The sequence below is a fragment of the Candidatus Epulonipiscium viviparus genome, assembly GCF_030708075.1.
Lineage (GTDB): Bacteria > Bacillota > Clostridia > Lachnospirales > Cellulosilyticaceae > Epulonipiscioides > Epulonipiscioides viviparus.
Window position 1 is genome coordinate 1097877 of record NZ_CP117982.1, and the last position, 21346, is coordinate 1119222.

The following is a 21346-nucleotide window of genomic DNA, read 5'->3' on the forward strand; positions in this document are numbered from 1 at the left end:
ACATATTTGGAGGTATTGGCATGATAAAAAAATCATTGCACGTTAAATCAATTTATAGAAGTAATATAATATCTGATATTCGCATTGCCAAAGAAGCTGGCTACGATGCTATAGAAGCCGTGGGATCTAAAGTATTAAATTATCTTGAGTCTGGCAATTCGATTGACTATCTAAAAGAAACTTTACAAAAATATGATATGAAAATCGTTAGCGTAAATGATATAGCTCATTGCGAACGCACAGATCCAGAAAATGTAAAACGCATTATAGAAGAGGCGCATGCTTTATCTAGCTTTTGTCAAGCAGTTGGCAGCCCTACTATCCAGCTTGTTCCATTATGTGCACACGAAGGCAAGCCATGGGAGCAAATCCTGGAACTTACAGCATCTAGTGTAAATCAGATTTTGGACATTGGCGCGCAATATGGAGTACGTTTTCAATTAGAGCCAGTTGCTTGGTCACCTATAAATTCTCTAAATAAAGGAATGGAGTTTATTAAATATACAGGGCGCCCTAATTTTGGTACAGTAATCGACTTTTGGCACCTATATTATGGCCAAGGCACCACATATGATGACGTTGCCAACTTAGATAAAAAGTATATCTATAACATTCATTTTTGCGATGGAACCCGCAATCCGGCTGGTACAGTATGTGATGAGGAAGTCCTACGCGGCGTTTATGCAGGAGAAGGAGATATCGATTTACCAAAATGGGTTGAAGCCGTTAAAAAAACCGGTTATGACGGGTATTGGTCGTATGAACTTATCAGCCGCAAACACTGGGAGCACGATACCAAAGAAGTTGCAGAAAAAACTAAAGCGCTACTAGATAAGTATTTAGATTAGGAGAATATTATGAAACTAAAACAGGATCAGCCATTTGCTGTTGGATATAATAGCATCACAGAACTAGATGGCAAACATTCAGAAATGCTTATGGATTATGGCATCTTAAAATTAGAAGCCGGCACGGTATTTAGTGATACTAAACCGTTAGAGAAAGTTTTTTTATTGATGTATGGTGAAATTGAGGTCACATTTAACGGTGAAACTCATGTTGGAAAAAGAAGCTGCTACCTTAATGATGATGTATGGGTGTTAAACGTACCTAAAGATGTGGATGTTGTCATTACAGGTTTAGCTGCAGATAGTGAAGTTGCAATTACCCGAACCGAAAACGACATTATCTTTGCTCCAACTATCTATACTGCAGAAAATTCAGTGCGTGAAATTCGAGGAAAAGGCTTTATGAACGAAGCCGGCACTCGTATTGTTAGAACTTTTATGGATAAAAAATTAGCTCCACACTCAAATATTATGATTGGAGAAGATGTGCACTATCCAGGTAAGTGGTCTGGATTTCCATCGCATTCACATGAGCAACCTGAAATTTACTATTATAAATTTTACCCCGAAAATGGATTCGGTTTATTAAAATTGGGCGACGAAGGTGTATTAATGGAGCACAACGATACTGTAAAGATTGAACCAAACTTAGTCCATCCTCAGGTAGCTGCACCAGGATATGCTATGTATTATGTATGGGTAATCCGCCATTTAGAAAACAATCCATATATCAAACCAACTTTTGAAAAAGAGCATCTGTGGGTTGAGCAAGAGGGCGCAAAATATTGGCCAGAAATTTAATTAATATATTTGTCAGTAGAGGAGGTGAATAATGAAAATAACAGGCGCTCCAGGATGCTGGGGAATTGAAGATACCACCAATCCCTACAATCCTGCGTATCAAAAAGTTTTAGACGAAGCTTCTCTAGCTGGATATACGGGTATCGAACTTGGTCCTTATGGATATTTACCAACCGATACTTCTATCCTCAACAGAGAGCTTGCAATACGCCATCTTAAGATAATAGCAGGCACAATGTATGACGAGCTGTCAATTGCAGCAAATCGAGAATATCTTATCGCTAAAACGCACCAAATTTGCCAGATTTTATCAAATTTAGAAGCTGAGATTACCCCAGAAGACCAGCTATCTTTTTCACCACCATATCTAGTAGTAATTGATGCGGTGAATCCACAAAGAAGCAAAACTGCGGGGCTTCCAGACGAGGCTATCCGATTGGATGATCAAGCTTGGGATACTTTGGTAGACAATATTGTTGCCATTTGCTTAGTAGCTAAAAGCTATGGGATACGCCCAGTCTTGCATCCTCATGCTGGTGGATTTATTGAGTTTGCTGATGAAATTGATAAGATCGCGGCAGATATCGGCAACAATATCATGGGATTTTGCTTAGACACTGGGCATCTTTATTATTCCAAAATGAATCCTGTGGAATGGCTAGATAAATATTACTGCCGGCTAGATTATATCCATTTCAAAGACATTAACTATGATATTTATCAAACTGAAATTGCTAATCACACTGGTTTTTTTGAAGCATGCGCACTGGGAGTTATGTGCCCGATTGGGACTGGATGCATTGATTACGCAGCCATTTATGATTTTTTAATAGCTAAAGATTACAAGGGCTATATAACAATCGAGCAAGAACGCGATCCTCGCGATAGTAGCAACAGCTTAGCAGATGTCAAAGCTAGTGTTAATTATTTAAAGAAAATAGGTTATCAAACTAATATGTAAATAAAAGGAGATTAATATTATGATGAAAGTGCAATATGGCTGCGCGCCAATCAACTGGTCAAATGATGATTTACACGAATTAGGTGGAGAGCTTACGTATCAGCAATGCCTCAGCGAAATGGCTCTTGCTGGATACAAAGGCAGCGAAGGTGGCTGGAAATATCCTAAAGAATTTGATGTAATAAAAAAAGCTCTGGATCTTAGAGACTTAGTTATTTGCAACATGTGGTTTAGCAGTTTCTTTACAACATTTAAAAACGAAGAAACTTATGCCGAATTTGACAAGCATATGGACTACACTTATGCACTAGGGGCGCGAGTTATTGGAGTAGGGGAATGCGGCGTTACTGTTCATGGCAATCGCGATATTCCTCTTATGAAAAATCGACCTATTTTAACAGATGAGCAATTCAACAATTTATGTACCGGGCTTAACGAGCTAGGCAAACGTGCCAAAGCTAAGGGAATGAAAGTTTGCTTCCATGCACACGTTGGAACCGGAATCGAAACTCTCGAAGAAATTGACAGATTGATGGCAAACACTGATCCTGAGCTAGTGTTCTTAACTTATGATACAGGACATTGTACTGTTGCAGGTGAAGATGCGGCAAAAGTTCTTGCAAAGCATATTAAGCGCGTGGGGCACGTTCATGTTAAAGATGTTAGAGGAAGTGTATTGCAGCGTGTTAGAGAAGATAATCTTAGCTTTTTAGAAGGCGTTTTAGAGGGAATGTTTACAGTACCTGGCGATGGAACAGAAGTTAAGTGGGATGAAGTCTTTAAAATTTTAAATGATAACAATTATGAAGGATGGATAGTTGTAGAAGCCGAGCAGGACCCGGCAATTGCAGATCCATTAGAATACGCTCAAAAAGCACGTGCATTTATGAAGGAAAAAACTGGCATTTAATTCTTTACTGTTACGAGTACGATCTATTAAATCTAATCATTGGAGGTAGTTATATTTATGTTTAATGAGGAATTACTTCAAGGCAAATCACTTAGATGGGGAATGGTAGGAGGCGGTCGCGGAAGCGAAGTTGGCTATTTACACCGTGGCAGCGCATTACGCGACAATGCATTTACTTTAGTCGCAGGAGCATTTGATATAGATCCACAAAGATGCATTTCATTTGGCGAAAATTTGGGAATTGCTCGCGACAGATTGTATTCCAATTATCAAGAGATGTTTGCAGAAGAGGCAAAACGACCAGATGGAATCGAAGTAGTCTCTATCGCAACTCCAAACTCAACGCACTTCGAAATAGCAAAAGCAGCTTTGGAAGCCAACTTGCATGTCATCTGCGAAAAGCCTCTTTGCTTTACTGTTGAGCAAGCACAAGAACTAATCGATTTAACCGAAAAGAAGAACCGAGTTTTTGGCGTAACTTATGGATACACTGGCGCTCAGATGCTGCATCAGGCCAGAAAAATGGTAGAAAATGGAGATTTAGGCGAAATTCGTGTAATCAACATGCAATTTGCACATGGCTTCCATTCATCTGAAGTAGAAACTAGTAGTGCGGGTGCAAAATGGCGTGTTACCCCAGAAATTGCTGGCCAAACTTATGTATTAGCAGATATCGGTACCCACGCATTCTTTTTATCAGAAGTAATTGCTCCTCAACTGAAAGTTAAAGAACTCTTGTGTACACGCCAAAGTTTTATTAAAAGCAGAGCTCCACTAGAAGACAATGCTGTTGTACTTTTGCAATACGAAAACGGAGCTATTGGCAACCTATGGGCAAGCGCCGTAAACGCAGGCTCAATGCACCAGCATAAAATACGTGTTATAGGTTCCAAAGCAAGTATTGAGTGGTGGGATGAGCATCCAAATCAGCTAAAATATGAAATTCAAGGCGAACCAGCCAGAGTTCTAGACAGAGGAATGGGCTACTTGTATCAAGATGAAACAATTAACTGCGACAGAGCCGGCGGCGGTCATGCAGAGGGATTATTTGATTCTTGGGCCAATTTATATCACAGATTTGCAGTTGCAATACATGCAAAAAACAATAATCAAGAAGTAAAAATCAACTATCCAAGCGTATATGACGGTGCTGAAGGAGTAAAATTCTTAGCAAAATGTGTAGAGTCAGCAAATAGTGGCTCAACTTGGGTAAATTATTAAGCTGCAATAGTTCTAAACTCCTTCTCTTTTGCTTTTTGAAGAGAAGGATGCTACATACAGATAATATACAAAATAAATCATTTAACATTATATTCTTACTAACCAGAAGGAGGAATTATATATGAGTACTACAACAGAAACAAGAGTATCATCAATCGATCAAGCCATGGTTAAAGTTCCATTAGTTACGAAATTAGCTTATGGAAGCGGAGATGTTGCCTGCAATTTAGTTTTTGGAACCATTACCGCGCTTCTCACATTATTTTATACAGATTATGTTGGAATATCACCATTAATAATTGGTAATATCATGCTTATTTCAAGAGTATTTGATGGCATATCAGACGTTATAGTAGGATACTTGGTATCGCATACACACACAAAGTGGGGTCAATCACGACCGTGGATACTTTGGTCATCAATACCATTTTGCCTTTCATTAATTTTGCTATTTTCAGTACCAACACAATCATCGGATCTAGTAAAAATGATCTATATTTTTATAACGTATAATTTCTGCAACACCGTGTGTTTTACAGCATTAAATCTCCCTTACGGAAGCCTCTCCGCTATGTTAACACGCGATTCCAAAGAACGTGATTTGGTTTCGGTATTTCGTATGGCGATGTCACCATTTGGTCGAATATTAGTTAGTATGTCTACCATCCCTTTAGTCAAAGCACTGGGAAATACTCAACAAGCATTTGTTATTACTGCAACTATATGGGCTGCATTAGCCTTAATTTTGCTAATATTTTGCTTTGTAAAATGCGAAGAAAAAGTAGCAGTCGTTGTACCCGAAAAGAAAGAGAAAGTAGCAGGGCAAGCGAAACGTTCATTTATGGCTATTGTAACCAATAAATATTTCTGGCTTGTATGCTTATTTTGGATTTTTCAAAACGCAGCTGTAGGAGTAGTAGGAATATTACTTCCTTATTATAGTAAATATATTCTCCTAAACGATACTTGGATGTATAGTACAATTTACTTTGCCGAAACAATTAGTATTATAATCGGAGTTATGATCTCACCTCTTTTTATGAGAAAAATCGGTAAACGAAACTTGCTTGTCATTGGATCTATTATTGCAATAGTGGGTCAAATCCTATTTATGTTAAACCCTTACTCATTTCCAATTGCAGTTCTATCTGCCATTATACGTGGTATTGGGGCCGCACCGCTAAATGCTGTTGTATTCGGAATGTTATGTGATGTTGTAGAATACGGTCAATGGAAAACAGGGCTTCGTCAAGAGGCATATTTGTTCTCTGCAGGTTCAGTGGGCACCAAAATTGGCCCTGGAATTGTTGCAGCTATCGTAACAGGCATGTTAACCGCCGGTGGATATATTTCATCCAGTTCAGGTGGCGCTGTGCAACCACAAGAAGCATTAGATACGATTGTATTCTTGTATCAATGGGCTCCACTAGTTATTTGGGTTGTAGTTTTAATAGGCGGTTTGCTATATGGTTTGGATAAAATTTATCCACAAATCATGGAGGACCTTGCAGAGCGTGAAGCTAGAGGCGAAATGTAGCAATAATAAAAATACAAAAGATACATATTAAAACACGAAAAACCCCCTTCTTATATAAAACAGAGGGGGTTATTTTTTGCCTAAACATCAATTTGCATTTATAATACATTATTTTAAGCATCAAAAAACCCCTTTCTATACAAAAATGAAAGGGGTCATCTTTTTATTTAAAAATCGTCATCATCTTTATATTCTTCATCTTCAGGCGCAATGTCAACCTGTTTCTTAGATAGAATATCTCTAATCAGTTCTTTCGGTTCTTCACCGTCTCTTATTTCTTTGATTTTTGCCATATTTTCTTTAAGTTGCTCACTCATTACAAAAACGCTTGTGTTGTCTAAATTTTCGATATCTATTTCTTCACCTTTCATCAGCTTTCTAAACTCATTACCAGAAATCTTCTCTTTCTTAATAAGGATTTCTGAAGCATGAACTAAGGTATCCATATTTTCTTCCAAAATTCTAACAGACTCTTTATATGCCTCTTCTACAATTTCGCGAATATACTCATCGATTTTAGTTGCAACATTTTCGCTATAGTTTCTAGTATGATTAAAGTCACGGCCCAAGAATACTTCACCTTGCTCATCACCATATTTAATAGGACCCAGTTCGCTCATACCATATTTTGTAACCATATCTCTAGCAATATGAGTTGCACGCTCTATGTCATTTGACGCACCAGTTGTTATATCCTTAAATATCAGATACTCTGCAGCTCTACCTCCCAAAAGTGATACAATTTCATTTACCATTCGTGATCTAGTCATATACATCTTATCTTCACTTGGCAAAGACATTGTATATCCTCCAGCAAAGCCCGTTGGAATAATAGAAACACTGTGTACAGAATCTAAATTTTCTAATACCTCATGTAATATCGCATGCCCTACTTCATGATATGCAGTAATTTTTTTCTCATTAACTGTTACCAAATTACTTTTCTTTTCGGTTCCTACTGTAATTTTAATAAATGCTTTTTGTACTTCATCCATATCTATCGCACGCTTATTATGTCTCGCAGTAAGCAACGCTGCCTCATTCATAAGGTTTGCAAGATCGGCTCCTGTAAATCCAGAAGTTGTTCTAGCAATAACCTGAAGATCAATATCTTCATTTAGAGGCTTACCTTTTGCATGCACTTTTAAAATAGCTTCTCTACCTTTAACATCAGGACGCCCAACTACAACTTGCCTATCAAAGCGACCTGGTCTAAGTAACGCAGGGTCCAAAACATCCGAACGATTTGTCGCTGCCATAACTATTACACCTTCGTTGATACCAAACCCGTCCATTTCAACAAGCAATTGGTTTAGAGTTTGCTCACGTTCATCGTGCCCACCTCCAAGACCTGCGCCTCTCTTACGTCCGACAGCATCAATTTCATCTATAAATACTATAGCTGGAGCATTTTTTTTAGCTTGCTCAAACAAATCTCTTACACGTGACGCACCTACACCTACAAACATTTCCACAAAATCGGATCCAGAAATGCTAAAAAATGGCACACCAGCTTCTCCTGCAACAGCCTTAGCAAGAAGCGTCTTACCTGTTCCTGGAGGACCCACAAGCAATACTCCACGAGGAATCTTTGCTCCTACTTCTGTGTATTTTGCAGAATTCTTTAAAAAGTCTACAAGTTCTGTTACCTCTTCTTTTTCTTCTTCAAGACCCGCAACATCTTTAAAAGATATTTTACCCTTTTCATCGATAGACATACGAGCTTTACTTTTTCCAAAGCTCATCATTCTTCCGCCGCCACCGCCTTGCATTTGCTGTACGAAAAACACCATGATAAAAATAAACATTCCCGCAAGCATTACAATTTGTAATATTGGAAAGAACATACTCGCCTGTTGCTCTGTTGGAACTATTCGCATCATTTCTAAATATTCACTTGGCAATGAAAATAAATAGTCATTGAACGATTCACTGTTTAAAGGAAGTGTCGTAACGTTTTGCGCTCCTTGAAGTTTAAAAGTTACATAAACAATATCTCCTGCCTCTTCTATCACCATCTCACTGACATTTCCCGACTCAATATTTAAAATGAGGTCGCTTAGAGTGAGAGTCTGTGGTACATTTTGCATAGATGTATTATTTGTTAAAAATATAGCAACAAATAATATACCTATAATGACCAAATAAATTATAAAACTACCTCTTGGTTTCTTATTCAAGTTATATATACTCCCTTCTTACTTTTGCGATATAAGGCAGATTTCTATATTTTTGCTGATAATCTAACCCATATCCCACAACAAATTCATCTGGAATATTAAAACCTACATAATCTACATTTACCTCTACTTTCCTAGTTTGCGGCTTGTCAAGTAATGTACAAATTTTAATGCTCTTTGGCCCTCTTGCTTCCAGTATATTCCTTAAATAACTTAAAGTACAACCAGAATCTATTATATCTTCAACGATTATTATATGTTTATCATTTATAGGTTCATCCAGGTCTTTTAAAATTTTGATTACACCACTACTCACAACTTCATTTCCATAACTTGAAACGGACATAAAATCCATATTAAGCGGAATACTAATATTTTTTGCAAGTTCTGTCATAAACATAACGCCACCTTTTAATACACATAATAGCAAAATTTCTTCCCCTGCATAATCATCTGAAATCTGTTGTCCTATTTCTCGAATGCGTCTTGTAATCTCCTCTTCACCAATTAGTTTCTCTATTAGTATATCAGACATGTAAACCTCCTAAAATAATTTTTATCTCCAGTATTTGAGTCGTCTCGTCGGTTATATAATAAGCTGTATTTAATCTGTTATAAACACATACCACTTCATTACCATCAACGATTATAGGGATATGATTTCTCATATGAATAGGAATTTTTTCATCAACAAAAATTTTTTTTAACTTTTTATTACCGATTCTATCCCCATTTTGTTTGCCTCTTACTTTTAAGCCACTTTTTATTCTATCATAATCAATATATTTAGTATAGTTATTTGTGGATTTTTTTGAAAATTTGTTAACCAAAGTAAGAGTAATAATATATTTTTCAAAAACATTTTTACCTAAGTGTAGGTCTATTACCGATTGTTTGCCTCTATCATTTTCTAAATATACTACTAAAGAATATTGTGTTCTAAGAATTTTTACACCTTCTGGAAGATTAATACTTTTGCCACTTTGCTTATTTACCAATGAAATGGCAAAATTTAAGTGTGCAGTTGTAATATTATAGGAAAAACCTTTTAAATTGAAGATGACCTGTGCTAGGAGTTTTTTTTGAATATAAGGCATTTCTACTTTAAACTTCTCTATATTAATTTCATACGAGTCTTCACTTTTTAGTATAATACTATCATATATTTTTTTTGTGTAGGCAGATAAAAATTCTTCTTCTTCTCTATATAATTTGCTATGTTCAATTAATGTATGCATAATATTGGCGTTTATATTCTTGGTTATATATGGGATCAACGACAGCCTAATCTTATTTCTTGTATATATTTCTAAGAAATTTGTGTGATCAGTTTTATACTCTATACCGTGGTGATTACAATAAAATTCTACTTCCTCACGAGTAATACATAAAATTGGACGAATAATATTTTCTCGTTTTGCATTTATGCCACTAAGCCCTTTTACATCGCTACCTCGCAAAAACCTCATCAATACAGTTTCTGCTTGATCGTTTGCGGTATGCGCTGTTGCTATTTTAGTATGTGGAAGTGATTCAAAAAATTCGTATCGTACTTTACGACCTGCTGCTTCACTCGACATTTTTGTCTTTGTTGCAAGGGCCTCGATATCACATTCCAATACATCACAAATAATTTCTCGCTCCTTGGCATAATTTTTTACAAACTCCATATCTTTTTCTGCGTCTACCCTCATTTTATGATTTACATGAGCAATTCTAATCGAAATGTATAAAAAATTTTTATTTCTATATAAGTAATCCAATAACATCATAGAATCTGCTCCACCAGACACTGCAACTACTATTTCATCACCTATGTTAATTAAATCATTTCCTTTTATATAGTCTAATATTTTGTTTTCAATAATTTGTATATGCATACTTTGAGTCCTTTTCACAATAAAATCAAAACATGTTCTATAGCATAACACACATTGTCAAGATAATACACAAGAATAACAAACTTAAGTTGCAGAAAAGTTCAATTCTACGATACAACTTATTTTGAGCTTTGAATACTATATCATGTTTTTTATATTCTGTATATCCTCTTAATTTCATGTGCTTTCCAATCAACTCATCGGCATATGCCGATAAATTTTGAGTAGACTTTACAATGTGTTTATCTTTAATTCGAAACGTTACGTCTTCATACCAATCACTATTAGTTCCTTTTATATAAATATTTTTTGTCATAAAAAAATTCCTCTAACTTTTTCTAAAGTATTGCCAATTAGAATTAGTTGTATACAATTAGTTAAAAACATTCACAATAAGCCTTGTAAAATTTTTTTGGACATGCTATAATATCGTATGTATATGAAAGAGGTGACAACATGAATGCAGAAATTCAACCAAAATATGAAGAGCTTACAATAACCTGTAACTGTGGCAACAATTTCCAAACACGTTCTACTAAGGAAAATATTCGTGTAGAAGTTTGCTCGAAATGCCACCCGTTTTATACAGGTAAGCAACGTTCTGCTCAAGCTAAGGGTAGAATCGATAAGTTCAATAAAAGATACAATGCTTAATTACCCAAAGGAGGTTGAGAACTACTCAGCCTCTTTTTTTGAAGCAGCAGTTGGGTAGGGGTACATACTACCACCTACGAATGGAGGGGAAAATATGAGAACCGATATAGGAGGTCAAGCCGTAATTGAAGGTGTTATGATGAAGGGGAAAAATTATTATTCTGTTGCTGTCCGAAAACTTGATAATTCGATTTCGATAGATACAAAAAAAAGCAGCAGTCTTTTAAATAAACATGCTATCTTTAGAAGTCCTATCATACGCGGAATGATCGTATTTGCAGAATCACTAATTGTAGGTACCAAAACTCTCACATATTCTGCAGATGTCTTTGGCGAAGGCGATGAAGAGGAAGAAAGCAAATTTGAACTCTGGTTGCGCAATAAATTTGGCAAAAAAGGTGAACAATTTTTAATGGGTATGACTCTTGCTTTTTCATTTGCTTTGTCCATCGTCATCTTTATGCTATTACCTATGTGGCTTAGCCAAATTTTTAGACCTTGGATTTCATCATCATTTGCCTTAAATTTGATAGAAGGTGCAATAAGAATTACAATCTTTTTAATATATATGAAACTTGTAGCTAATATGAAAGATATAAAAAGAACTTTTGAATATCATGGAGCAGAACATAAAACTATCAATTGTCTCGAGCAGGATAAAGAACTTACTGTAGAAAATGTTAAAACCTGTACCAGACTTCACAAAAGTTGCGGCACTAGCTTTTTATTTATAGTCATGGTTGTTAGTATCTTAGTATTTAGCGTATTTACTACCAAAAATATTTGGCTTAGAACAATTGTCAGAATTATCATGGTGCCTGTCATTTCCGGAATTTCATATGAACTTATTAGATGGGCCAGAAAAAACCCAGATAGTAAATTAGCAAATCTGGTAAGTATACCTGGAATGTGGCTTCAAAAAGAATTTACAACACTTGAACCAGATGATGCACAAATAGAAGTTGCAATAGCTGCGATTCAAGCAGTAATAGAAAAGGAAGATGCAGCAAATGCCAACAGTTAAAGAAGTACTCGCATACGGAACACAAATACTAAATCAGAATAAAATAGGGGACGCTACTCGGGATGCACGGCTGTTGCTCATGCATTTGCTTAGCTGCGATCGAGCCACGTTGATTATTAATAATGATAAACTCGTTGAAGAAGAAATTGTTGCAACATATTTTAAATATATCGATCGTCGCAAAAATCATGAGCCACTTCAATATATCACTCATTATCAAGAATTTATGGGCCTACCATTTTATGTAGATCAGAATGTACTAATTCCAAGACAAGATACTGAACTGCTGGTAGAAAAATTGATAGCGTTGCCTTGGAATCACCATCCTATTGGGCTAGAAATCGGCGTAGGTTCTGGATGTATTTCGGTCTCTTTGCTGCATTATATTAGCAACCTTACAATGGTATGCTCCGATATTTCTCAAGCCGCACTAGATATAGCTGCCAAAAACGCATCTATTAACGCTTGCATTCCAAGAATAAAATTTATACACAGTGATCTATTTGCTAATATACCTCAACAAAAGTTCGATTTTATAGTTTCCAATCCCCCATATATCCCCAAATGTGAGATGAATCAACTACAACCCGAAGTATTAGATTTTGAACCTGCAGCCGCTCTTACCGATAGTGGAGATGGTCTAGCTTTTTATCGTGCTATTGCCACAGAAGCAAAAAAATATGAAATAGGAATACTTGCTTTTGAAATTGGATATAATCAAGGTCCTGATGTTACTAAAATTTTAGAAATTGAAGGATACCAGAATATACAACTATTTTATGACTATAATAATAAGCATAGAGTTATCATTGCACAGCAAGGAGAAATTTAAATGCTACAAAATTTCTTATTTGGCCTAGTTGCCAATCCCCCAACACTTCCCTCAACATTACTACGAATGCCTACCAACTATTTTGCAGATATTCACTCTGCAGTAGTAGATAAATTGGCTATGGCTGCGGGCAATGAAATCAGATTTTTGGCTACAGGCGATAAAAGTTGGTATCAGGGCAACTTTTATCCAGTAATATACTAGCCTGTTCAGGCAAACCAATTTTTTGCATTAGCATACTTCCATATTATGGCGAACTCGGAATAGCATCAGATAAAAAATTTGCCTCCACCACTGCCGAATATCGTATATTAATAGGAAAGATATTCTAAAAAATTTAGCTAGCCTAAGCACAGATTTAATTCATCCCAACGATGCAGGAGCAATAGAAATAGGTCGTGAGCTTGCAGAATTAATGTCACCTTTCATTAAACAAATTGATTATTAAGGAGTTTTTAAAATGTTCGATCAAATTAAAGAATTAGTTGTAAAATTTGAAAATATAAGCGCAAAAGTAAATGAACCTGCAGTAATTGCTGATCAAGTTACTTGGCGTGCACTCATGAAAGAAATTAGTACTCTTTCACCAATTGTAGAAAAATATAAAGAATATAAAACAGTTTTAACTGCCATAGATGATTCTTTACTTATGCTAGAAGAGAAATTAGATGATGATATGCTAGCACTTGTCAAAGAAGAACTTTCCGATAATAAAAAACGAGTAGAACCCTTAGAAGAAGAGCTCAAAATTTTGTTATTGCCAACAGATCCAAACGATGAAAAAAATGTAATTGTTGAAATTCGTGGCGGAGCTGGTGGTGATGAAGCCGCACTATTTGCTGCAGATTTATATAGAATGTATCATCGCTTTGCAGAACGCTCTAAATGGAAAACCGAGCTTATGGATATCAACGAAAATGGGATAGGTGGATTTAAAGAAGCAATCTTCATGTTAAAGGGAGACGGCGCTTATTCTAGACTTAAATATGAAAGTGGAGTTCATCGAGTTCAAAGAGTTCCTGATACAGAGTCTAGCGGTAGAATCCACACCTCCACAGTTACTGTTGCTATTATGCCAGAAGCTGAGGATGTAGATGTCGAAGTCAATCCCAATGATGTCAAAGTTGATGTATTCCGCTCATCTGGAAATGGTGGACAAAGCGTTAATACAACAGACTCTGCTGTCAGGCTTACTCACTTACCTACTGGGATTGTAGTTTCGTGTCAAGACGAAAAATCTCAACTAAAAAATAAAGATAAGGCTATGAAGGTTCTTAGAGCCAAATTGTACGAACTAGAGCTTAACAAGCAAAAAGCATTGATTGCAGCAGAAAAAAAATCTCAGGTTGGCACTGGCGATAGAAGTGAGAGAATCAGAACTTATAATTTTCCTCAAGGACGCGTAACAGATCATAGAGTTGGTCTTACCGTTCATAAATTAGAGCAAGTACTAGACGGAGATTTAGAAGAAATTATTTCTACACTAACAACTTTTGATCAAACAGAAAAATTAAAAAATAATGTTGGATAAATATTCCAGGAGGCAATTGCTAAACTAAGCATTGCTTCTTTTTTTTACTATAAGTATGATTAAAAAATAAAATTTTGTCTAATACTATATTATCTTCAAAATTATTAATTTCACTAATAGAATAGGAGTTATTATGGTAAATTGGACAAAAAATACCAATTCAGCAATACTTAAATTTCACTCTGAACCAAGTCAAAAAATTATTTATTCATTCGAAAACAATAAACTATTAATTAGCTTGCTACTTGATGAAAAAAAAGATTTGACACCAAAAAAAATTAAGGAAACTGTTGCTAAAGGTGTTAAGCTACTCGATTCATTAAAGGTCAATAATATTGATATAGAGTTGAATGATACTCTAGCCGATAATTATCTAGAAGTAATAACAGGTGCCGAACTTGGCGTTTATCGTTATAAGGGGTATCACCAAGTAGATAAAACCACAACAATAAATTTATCGTTAGTATCAGATAATTTAAATCAACTCAAACTAGATACCGCAAAAACTGTAGTCCAAGGAATGGTCTTAACACGAAATTGGGCAAATACTCCTGGAAACCTTCTAACTCCAAAAATTTTTGCTGAAGAAATTAAATCTACACTAACCGATGTGGATTGCACAGTCGAAATTTTTGCTAAAGATAAAATAGCAGCATTAAAAATGAACCTAATCAGTGCTATCGGCAATAGTAGTGCCAATTCTCCTAAATTTGTTGTTGCTAAATATGTTGGTAATCCATCATGTAATAAAACAATAGGTCTTGTGGGCAAAGGAATTACAGTTGATACAGGAGGTTATAATTTAAAAACTGCTGATGGGCTCAAATATACAAAAGATGATATGTCTGGTGCCGCTACTGTCGCGGGCGCACTCTATTCAATTGCAAAAAATAAATTAAAAGTCAATGTTACTGCAATTATGCCATTATGCGAAAACCGTTTGTCTAATAGCTCTTTAATCCCTGGCGATGTAATCACCAGTATGAACGGAAAAACTGTAGAAATTTTAAATACCGATGCAGAAGGACGTTTAATTTTGGCAGATGCCCTCACTTATGCCGTACGCATTGAAAAGGTAACCGAAATTATCGATCTTGCCACTCTCACAGGAGCCATCGTTCGTACATTTGGTAGTGTTTATACCGGCGGATTTACGAATAATAATAAATTATTTAAGGAAATCAACGATTCTGCTAGAGCAGTAGGTGAAAAAATTTGGAGATTACCTATTGATGATGAATACAGAGCTATGATTAAAAGCAAAGTTGCAGATATTCAAAATATCGGTGCAGTCAATGCAGGCTCTATTACCGCGGCAGCATTCCTCGAAGAATTTGTTGAAAATACTCCATGGGTGCATTTAGATATTGCAGGAACCAATTTTTCCACTTCTAAAATTAGTGAATATGAATTGTTTGGCGCAACCGGAGCACTAGTTCCTACATTATATAAATATGCAGAATCCAAATCACAGGCATAAAAAAAAGGGAGCCCGCATAAGCAGGTTCCCTCAAAATTATTTTCTAGTAACATTAGACGCTTGTGGTCCTCTGTTTCCTTCAGTTATTTCGAACTCAACTTCTTGACCCTCTTCAAGAGTTTTAAATCCTTCAGATTGAATTGCTGTGAAATGAACAAAAACATCGTCTCCGTCTTCTCTCTCGATGAATCCAAATCCTTTTTCTGGGTTAAACCATTTTACTTTACCTGTCATTTAAACTAGGCCTCCTTTAATTTTACTGCTAAAACACTGCCCTTAAAACGTAACTCGGTCTAGAATTTTTAGTAAACAGGCCAATATTTCGTTCTTAATTCCAATATTTTAACTCCGTAAATAGAATAATAACACATCTTGTAATAAAAATCAATATTTTTTTGTATTTTATTTTATTGCAACATCTATTCTCTTCATTTTGAATTCTTTAAACATCAAAATAGGTAAAATAAATAAGCTTTCGCAACATAAAACATAAAATATAATTCCTACCGTGAGAGATATGCTGTTTTCAATTATATTCATAGGAATAAATACTATCTGACTTAAGAATATAGCAACCACCACGCTTTGGAGGACTAATCGACAAAGTTCAATTCCTATCTGGACGTTAATGCTCATTTCTTTTGTGTTAGATGGTATATAACCTATGACCTTAGTATATCTCGTGATATAAAAAAATATACCCATTTTTTTGGATTTTTTAAAATAATATGCCACGATCTTTTTTTTGCTTCTTTCTACTATACGATAAATACAAAAAACTACACCCACTATACTTACACCGATTATATGTTGTACTAGGGTCAATACAAATATTTGTGAAATAAAAAACATACATAGACACAACAGTGTTTCAACAATAAATAATCCTCTCATGACCCATTCCTTCCTTAATTTTTCACAGTTTTTTAAAATTATATCTTATATTTAATTAATGCTTCAAGGTTAGAGCATTTTTTTTTCGTAGATATCGTAAATTTCTTGTGTATATGTGTTATCTTCATTATATACAATTAAAGGTTTCTCTATACGAAGATCAAGCCCCCCTCCCTTGACAGCATGAATCAAAACCATCGTAGGCGGTTTTGTTATTTTGGGATATATCATCCTAAGCTGCTTGGGCTCTATTTTATTTTGTCGCAATAAATTTAAAATATCAACCAGTCGATTTGCACGATGTATTAGAAATAGTTGCCCTCTCTCTTTTAAAATAAAATTTGATGCCTTAATTATATCTTCTAAGTCGCAAGCAACTTCATGGCGTGCAATAGTTTTTGTCGCACTACTATTTTTTAGCCCCGTTGCCGCTTTCATATACGGTGGATTTGACACAATAATGTCAAAACTTCCTCGTTTAAAATCTTGCCCAAAATTTTTTATATCTAAACATTTTATCTCTATCTCATTTGATACCTGATTTAGCATCATAGTTCTAGAAGCCATTTCTACCATAGCTTCTTGGATATCTATTCCAACAAATTTTCCTTTTTTGTGTATAGCATACAATATCAGCGGAATAATTCCTGTTCCAGTGCCAATATCTAGTATTTTAGAGTCAATTTTAATGCCACTCACAAAATGCGCTAACAACACCGCATCTATTCCAAAGCAAAAAGCTTTTGGATTTTGAATCAATTTATATCCTTCTCGTTGTATATCATCTACTCTTTCATAATCATTTATTTTTATCATAATTATTTTTTTTGTGCTTCTCCTTAGGCTTTTCCCAATCTTCAAATTTTTCATCATAATCATATGCTTTAATTTTATTGTTTTTACACTTAGAACATGGAGCACATTTTTTCTTTGCAGTTATATCACCAATCTTAAATGTAAAAATTTCTCTAATATCTTTATCTTTTTTTATAGAAACTTTTACTTGTTCACGAAGTATATTAACTGAAATTACCTCTCCTTCTCCTTCTGGAGTCTCAACTATATCTGATACCTCTGGTAGCTTTTTTCGAGATTCATTATAACCCTCATTTTCATACTGCAAGCAGCACATCAATCTACCACATATTCCCGAAATTTTGATCGGATTAAGTGACAAATTTTGATCCTTTGCCATTTTGATAGATACCGTATGAAAATCAGTTAAAAATGTATTGCAGCATAAATTGCGACCGCAAATACCAATTCCACCACAACTTTTTGTCTCATCTCTAACACCAATTTGTCTCAGTTCTATCCTGGTTTTAAAGATCGTTGCTAATTCCTTAACTAATTCTCTAAAATCAACTCTTTGTTCTGATGTAAAATAGAATAGTAATTTTTGGTTATCAAAAGTGTATTCAACATCAATAAGCTTCATATCCAAATGATAGTCAAAAATTTTTTGTTTGCATATCTTATATGCATTTGCTTCTTTAGATTTATTTACTAAATAAACTGCCTCATCCACTTCTGTTGCTTTTCGTATTACTGGTTTCAGAGGAAGAGTATATTCTGATTCATCTATTTCTCTGTTAGAATAATAGACAGTTCCATATTCTAAACCACGTGTAGTTTCTACAATAACCTTTTCACCCGCTTCATAAACAACATTCATCGGATCAAAATAATAAATTTTGCTAGTTTTTTTAAATTTTACCCCAATTACCATCTAAATTTTCTCCTTTTTAAAAGATAATAATAAATTTTCTATCACTAATACAGCGCTTATGTTATTTTGAATATCATTAGATGCAACATCAATGTTCTTAATATTTTCACTAATCTCAGAGTATTGCATTATAGCTGCTAATCTTTTTATATCATTTATATAATCACTAAAATATAAGTCAGTTGCTTGTATTCTTTTATATAATAACATATCTCGAAAAAATAATTTCCAAAATTCCAAAATTTTCAAAACAAATTCTTTGTTTTCTCTCAAAACAGAAACTACTTTATACAGTGATAGAACATTACACGAACATATACTGAGTATATAGTCCATAGCCTCGGCTCTAAGATCTAAAAATTTTTCATCATATATATTATCTTTTAATTTTCCAATACTCCCCTCAGCAAATTTCAAATGAATCAATTTATTATTAATCGAATATTTTTTACAATAATCCTTTAATTCAGTTTCAGATAGCCCACTAAAAGAAATGTGTATGCATCTAGATCTAATAGTTGGCAATAACATTTCTATATTCGTCGTAACTAAAAATATTAATGCATATGTTGGTGGTTCCTCTATAGTTTTTAGAATAGCATTTTGACCTACAGACCGCAAGGTTTCTGCTTCCGCAATAACAAATATTTTATACTTTCCCTTATAAGGTTTTATACTAACCTCTTTTAAGAGTTTTTCTTTGATGGTTTCAATTTTGGTAATCTTAGTATCTTTTTCTATTTGTATAAAATCTGGATGAACTTTAGCATCCATCATCTTGCATGCACTACATTTACCACATGCTATCTCGTCAATAGCATCTTCACACAATAGAATCTTGGCTATCTCTGCAGCTAAAGATTTTTTGCCAACACCTTTATTACCTTCAAAAATATAACTATGAGAAATTTTATTTATCTTTATAACCTTCTTAAAATAATCCTTTATTTTCTGATGCCCAATAATATCCATTTGTTTCCTTTCTAAAAAAAAAACACGGTTAAAAGCCCGTGTCTTGTTATGTCAGCATATCTAGTAGTAGACCTTGTATTTCACCAATTCTTCCCAAAATTTCAATTTGATCTTTTTCACTTTTAATAAGTTCGGCAGCCAATTCATCAAGTTTTCCATTAACTGTACGAACGATTCCATATACTCTATGGCGTCCACGTCTATCTAATATATTTTCTCTAGTAAATTTGTGACTTCGTACAGTAATTTCTGCCACAAAATCAGTGATCATCTGCCTATAAATCTTTATGTCTCTAATATCCATATGCTTGCTAATTTTATCGCCTTGCTCAGATATTTTATTAATCATTTTAGTCAGCTGCTCTTGTAAATTTTCATCTTCAAGCTGACTTAAAAGTGTAAATTTAAATCCTTTATCTAATTTAGGTTCCTTAGTTTGTGGTAATTCTTTCAAAGTTGGCATCTGCAATTTATTTAATTGAATATTATCCATGTGCTCCCCCTTTTTCTAATACCAATACATGCGGGACTGCATTTATAAATGAAACCCCTATGACGTTATCTAAATTTTGATTTATACTATTAATATGAATATCTGTAATCTTTTCACCCAAACACACAATCGGAATGCCTGGTGGAAATAAAATAATATTTAAACCTGCAATCCTGTCAGTAGCATCAAAAATAGCTACCTCTATTTTAGCAGAACGCCTAAGCTCACCCAAAGAAATTTCAGCGACGTCGCTAGGTGCAATAGCAATATTTGTAACGCACTTATTAGTCAAGTCCGGTTCTAAAAGCTCACTGTCAATTATCATTAATGCAGCTAATAAAGCATCAAACTCTTTTTTAGTATCTGCAGGAGAGGTTATTAATATTACATGGGTTTCAAAAAATGCTTCTATTACTATATTATATTTGGTGTCAAGGACATTCGCTAAGTTTTTTCCATTTATATAATTATTAGTTAAAATCACTATCTTAGCTGGATCTTGCATATTAGGTGTTTCTAATAATCTCAATTTTTTTAGTTGCTTCAAATTTTTTCTAATCTGCAACAACTCAACTACATAGTTTTGTTTTATTGCATTCATATTTTTTTCTATATAAAATCTTATATAATCCATCAACCCCATTAAAAGATATGAAGGACTAGAGGTTTGTATCATTTTTAATGATTCTATTACATCCGCATATTTTATTTTATTCGTGCATATATGCAGTAATGCACTCTGCGTTAAAGCTGGTAATGTTTTATGCATGCTATTTATTACTAAATCTGCTCCCGCGGTAATTGCGCTAGGAATAGACATTATATTTAAGTGAGCTCCATGCGCTTCATCTACAATAATAATTTGATCTTTCAACACAGCACGTATATTTACAAGATCAGAAAATACTCCCTCATATGTAGGACTTGTAATAATCGCTCCTTTTATATCAGGATGTTTAACTAAAATTTTTTTGATATCTTCTGCTTTTATACTCCCAACAATTCCACAAGACAAAATTTCGGGTGAAATATATACCGGCACCGCATCTGCTAATATTAACGCATTTATCACACTATGATGAGAATTTTTGGCAACTATAAATTTATCTTTGGGTTTACATACGGCTAAAATTGATGCAAGAATTCCTGCTGTTGCTCCATTGGTCAAAAAAATACAATGTTGAGACTTGTAAAATTTTGCCATATCGGTCATAGCGTCTTTAATAACTCCTGTTGCATTATATAAATTATCTAATTCTGGTACTTCTGTTGCATCTAAAGACAACAAAGAGAGGTCTGCTAAATCAAAACCTCTCCCAAATTTATGACCTGGCATATGATAAGGATATTTGGTGTTACTATATTTTAATAGTTTATCATAAAGTTGTGGTCTCATAAT

Annotated in this window: 21 protein-coding genes; 12 read left to right on the forward strand and 9 right to left on the reverse strand. The window is 34.5% G+C overall.

What is annotated here, in order from left to right:
* Positions 1–20: 20 nt before the first annotated feature.
* From PCY70_RS04360 to PCY70_RS04385, 6 genes are all read left to right on the forward strand, one after another.
* Positions 21–848, forward strand: coding sequence for a sugar phosphate isomerase/epimerase family protein (locus PCY70_RS04360; RefSeq protein ID WP_052296456.1), 828 nt, complete (start codon positions 21–23; stop codon positions 846–848).
* A 9-nt stretch (positions 849–857) separates the two neighbouring features.
* On the forward strand, positions 858–1649 hold the full coding sequence (locus tag PCY70_RS04365; protein ID WP_305768581.1) for a 5-deoxy-glucuronate isomerase: 792 nt from the start codon (positions 858–860) through the stop codon (positions 1647–1649).
* A gap of 31 nt (positions 1650–1680) precedes the next feature.
* Complete coding sequence (locus PCY70_RS04370) at positions 1681–2610, forward strand: TIM barrel protein (RefSeq protein WP_305768582.1); 930 nt, start codon at positions 1681–1683, stop codon at positions 2608–2610.
* 19 nt (positions 2611–2629) lie between these two features.
* Positions 2630–3520: a myo-inosose-2 dehydratase gene (iolE, locus tag PCY70_RS04375; RefSeq protein ID WP_305768583.1), complete on the forward strand. Its 891-nt coding sequence runs from the start codon at positions 2630–2632 to the stop codon at positions 3518–3520.
* Between the two features lie 57 nt (positions 3521–3577).
* A complete protein-coding gene (locus tag PCY70_RS04380; protein WP_010167041.1) occupies positions 3578–4741 on the forward strand; it encodes a Gfo/Idh/MocA family protein in 1164 nt (387 codons plus the stop codon).
* 121 nt (positions 4742–4862) lie between these two features.
* Entirely contained in the window at positions 4863–6278 is a 1416-nt protein-coding gene (locus PCY70_RS04385; protein ID WP_305768584.1) for an MFS transporter, read from the forward strand.
* 167 nt (positions 6279–6445) lie between these two features.
* Here PCY70_RS04385 and ftsH read toward each other — a convergent pair whose 3' ends face one another.
* The 3 genes from ftsH to tilS are packed head-to-tail and all read right to left on the reverse strand — an operon-like array spanning position 6446 to position 10338.
* Positions 6446–8458: an ATP-dependent zinc metalloprotease FtsH gene (gene ftsH, locus PCY70_RS04390; RefSeq protein WP_305768585.1), complete on the reverse strand. Its 2013-nt coding sequence runs from the start codon at positions 8456–8458 to the stop codon at positions 6446–6448.
* A 1-nt stretch (position 8459) separates the two neighbouring features.
* A complete protein-coding gene (hpt, locus tag PCY70_RS04395) occupies positions 8460–8993 on the reverse strand; it encodes a hypoxanthine phosphoribosyltransferase (protein WP_010167035.1) in 534 nt (177 codons plus the stop codon).
* A complete protein-coding gene (tilS, locus tag PCY70_RS04400; RefSeq protein WP_305768586.1) occupies positions 8986–10338 on the reverse strand; it encodes a tRNA lysidine(34) synthetase TilS in 1353 nt (450 codons plus the stop codon). The genes hpt and tilS overlap by 8 nt, the downstream gene beginning before the upstream one ends.
* A gap of 456 nt (positions 10339–10794) precedes the next feature.
* Here tilS and rpmE point away from each other — a divergent pair, with 456 nt between their 5' ends.
* The 6 genes from rpmE to PCY70_RS04430 all read left to right on the forward strand — a co-directional run bounded on the left by rpmE (position 10795) and on the right by PCY70_RS04430 (position 15859).
* A complete protein-coding gene (gene rpmE, locus PCY70_RS04405) occupies positions 10795–10992 on the forward strand; it encodes a 50S ribosomal protein L31 (RefSeq protein ID WP_010167029.1) in 198 nt (65 codons plus the stop codon).
* A gap of 94 nt (positions 10993–11086) precedes the next feature.
* Positions 11087–12016, forward strand: a complete 930-nt coding sequence (locus PCY70_RS04410; RefSeq protein ID WP_305768587.1) for a DUF1385 domain-containing protein — start codon at positions 11087–11089, stop codon at positions 12014–12016.
* Positions 12003–12848: a peptide chain release factor N(5)-glutamine methyltransferase gene (prmC, locus tag PCY70_RS04415; protein WP_305768588.1), complete on the forward strand. Its 846-nt coding sequence runs from the start codon at positions 12003–12005 to the stop codon at positions 12846–12848. The genes PCY70_RS04410 and prmC overlap by 14 nt, the downstream gene beginning before the upstream one ends.
* Positions 12849–13052: a hypothetical protein gene (locus tag PCY70_RS04420; protein ID WP_305768589.1), complete on the forward strand. Its 204-nt coding sequence runs from the start codon at positions 12849–12851 to the stop codon at positions 13050–13052.
* A 256-nt stretch (positions 13053–13308) separates the two neighbouring features.
* Positions 13309–14379, forward strand: a complete 1071-nt coding sequence (gene prfA, locus PCY70_RS04425; RefSeq protein WP_010167021.1) for a peptide chain release factor 1 — start codon at positions 13309–13311, stop codon at positions 14377–14379.
* A 133-nt stretch (positions 14380–14512) separates the two neighbouring features.
* The gene (locus tag PCY70_RS04430; RefSeq protein ID WP_010167019.1) at positions 14513–15859 is read left to right on the forward strand and encodes a leucyl aminopeptidase family protein; all 1347 of its coding nucleotides are present in this window, start codon (positions 14513–14515) and stop codon (positions 15857–15859) included.
* Positions 15860–15895: 36 nt separating this feature from the next.
* Here PCY70_RS04430 and cspD read toward each other — a convergent pair whose 3' ends face one another.
* The 6 genes from cspD to PCY70_RS04460 form a co-directional block, all read right to left on the reverse strand.
* Positions 15896–16093, reverse strand: coding sequence for a cold-shock protein CspD (gene cspD / locus PCY70_RS04435; RefSeq protein WP_010167017.1), 198 nt, complete (start codon positions 16091–16093; stop codon positions 15896–15898).
* A gap of 729 nt (positions 16094–16822) precedes the next feature.
* Positions 16823–17569 carry a tRNA1(Val) (adenine(37)-N6)-methyltransferase gene (locus tag PCY70_RS04440; RefSeq protein ID WP_305768590.1) on the reverse strand — a complete coding sequence of 249 codons (747 nt, stop codon included), beginning with the start codon at positions 17567–17569 and terminating at the stop codon, positions 16823–16825.
* Entirely contained in the window at positions 17553–18482 is a 930-nt protein-coding gene (locus PCY70_RS04445) for a PSP1 domain-containing protein (RefSeq protein WP_010167011.1), read from the reverse strand. Before PCY70_RS04445 ends, PCY70_RS04440 begins: the two co-directional genes overlap by 17 nt.
* The gene (locus PCY70_RS04450) at positions 18483–19454 is read right to left on the reverse strand and encodes a DNA polymerase III subunit (protein ID WP_305768591.1); all 972 of its coding nucleotides are present in this window, start codon (positions 19452–19454) and stop codon (positions 18483–18485) included. It lies immediately after the preceding gene.
* A gap of 46 nt (positions 19455–19500) precedes the next feature.
* Positions 19501–19947 (reverse strand): YaaR family protein, encoded by a 447-nt coding sequence (locus tag PCY70_RS04455; protein ID WP_010167009.1) that lies wholly within the window; start codon positions 19945–19947, stop codon positions 19501–19503.
* Complete coding sequence (locus PCY70_RS04460) at positions 19940–21343, reverse strand: aminotransferase class I/II-fold pyridoxal phosphate-dependent enzyme (protein ID WP_305768592.1); 1404 nt, start codon at positions 21341–21343, stop codon at positions 19940–19942. The genes PCY70_RS04455 and PCY70_RS04460 overlap by 8 nt, the downstream gene beginning before the upstream one ends.
* Between the last annotated feature and the right edge of the window lie 3 nt (positions 21344–21346).